The sequence below is a fragment of the Vibrio sp. OPT46 genome (assembly GCF_015163535.1).
GTDB lineage: Bacteria > Pseudomonadota > Gammaproteobacteria > Enterobacterales > Vibrionaceae > Vibrio > Vibrio alginolyticus.
Genome location: NZ_JADDYG010000092.1, coordinates 35,457 through 37,193, shown reverse-complemented (window position 1 = coordinate 37,193; position 1,737 = coordinate 35,457). Strand labels below are relative to the sequence as shown.

Below are 1,737 nucleotides of genomic sequence, written 5' to 3'. Positions count from 1 at the left end.
AGCTTAGCTTCACCATCTAAAATTAAGCGAGCAATCTGCTTATCTCGACTGCCAGCTATGGCAGATACTTTCATGGAATCGATAGACGCGACATTTAATCCAGACATCACTTTAGTCAACGCCTCATCCGCATATGGAAACAGGGCACCGTCACGAACAAGGGTTTCTCGCAAGGTGACAAGCTCCTTACGTAATTCGACTAATGCCATTGGTAAGCCATCCGCTAACGATTGATACGACGTTAACTGAGCCTGTTTTTCTTCATATAAATTCGAGAGGCTTAACTGCTGAGCTTGATATGCTGTTCGATAAGCTTCTGTCATATCAATACTCTGAGTAGCTTGAGACAATTCTTCTTTGATTTTCCATGGAGGCTGAGCCAAAAAAGAAGCCGTTTCAGAGGGCGTAATAACGTGAGTTACAGTAGTGACACCTCGGGAAAAAATGGCATCCAATTGATCTTTATTCTGTTGATACAAATAACTTCCTGCTGTTGCCAGCACACTCAACACTAAGCTCGCCTCTAATATTTTAAAGCGACCATACGCCGTTTTATCATTTGGCTTACAGTGTGTAAGCAGCAAGTCCGCGTTACGCAAGCTACTGAAAATTGGTGCGTTAGAATTTGAGCTAATTGATTGCGTATCGATTCGCGCTAACTGTTGAGCAAAAGAAATAGCGGTATAGCCATGCCCTCTTGGTTTGTTGATGACTTCTTTCAGCAATTTCCAAATATGAGCCGGGATCAAAGCCGGACGCTTTCGGTCTTTTAACTGCTTATTCCAAGCATCACCAAATATTGAGCCTAAAAATAGATGTCCAGCGAGCAAAGCGAGAGAGTAAACATCATCTTGCGGTTCCGCGATGCCAGTTTCTATATAAAGAGGGGAAGCGTAGCTCAAGCTTGCTTCTGCGTAAGGTTCTGTCTCTCCAATGTAACGAGCAGCGCCGAAATCAATGAGCTTAACGTAATCGCCTTCACTCACTAATACGTTAGATGGTTTAATATCAAGATGGCAGATACCTCTTGTATGCATAAACTCTAGAGCGCCAGCGAGTTGATACACCAACCAAGCGATGTGGTCGTGGCGGAAGCCTTTAGAAGAATGACGCTCCATTTTTTCTGCCAGTGATTCACCTTGGATCCACTCGTACATCAAATATGGGCGTTCGAATTCGTTGCCGATTTTTACAAAGTTAGCCACGCTAGGGTGTTGAGAAAGCTCCAGCCTGCTCGCTTCGTTAATCAACATTTTGCTCGCAAATTCTGGCGAGTCATCATTGATAACTTTGCAACAGATTTGCTTCTCTGGCTGCCCTTTTTTTGCAAGATGGTAAACCGTTGTCTTACCATTTCTAGAAGGAAGCTTGTCTAATACATCAAACTGTGAAAAAAGCACGTACTCAAGCTTCGGCTTATTTTTTTCTGCTAGCCTTTGCTCATTCAGTTTCTTTTTCTCAATAGCTTTAACAACCAACTGATCGATATATCCTTTGGCTGTACTCTGATTATTAGACACTTAGTACTCTTTCATAGAATAAATATTATTAGAGTTGAATAATATTTTCTTGAACGTACTTGTATCAAGGTTGGTATTTAAAACAAACAGTAAGCCTATTATTTTAGTTATTATTACTAACTTATTAGACCTTTTTACTTACGCTTTCACTGCATGAGTTATACGCTTTTTCGTGTTACAAACTTCAACCTAATAATATGAGTATATTTTCATTGCC

Annotated in this window: 1 protein-coding gene; it reads right to left on the bottom strand. The window is 40.9% G+C overall.

Annotation, left to right across the window (positions count from 1 at the left end):
* Nucleotides 1-1,520, bottom strand: a 1,520-nt coding sequence (locus IQR33_RS03555) for a serine/threonine protein kinase (RefSeq protein ID WP_193843539.1), incomplete at its 3' end; no start/stop codon positions are given.
* Nucleotides 1,521-1,737: the final 217 nt, after the last annotated feature.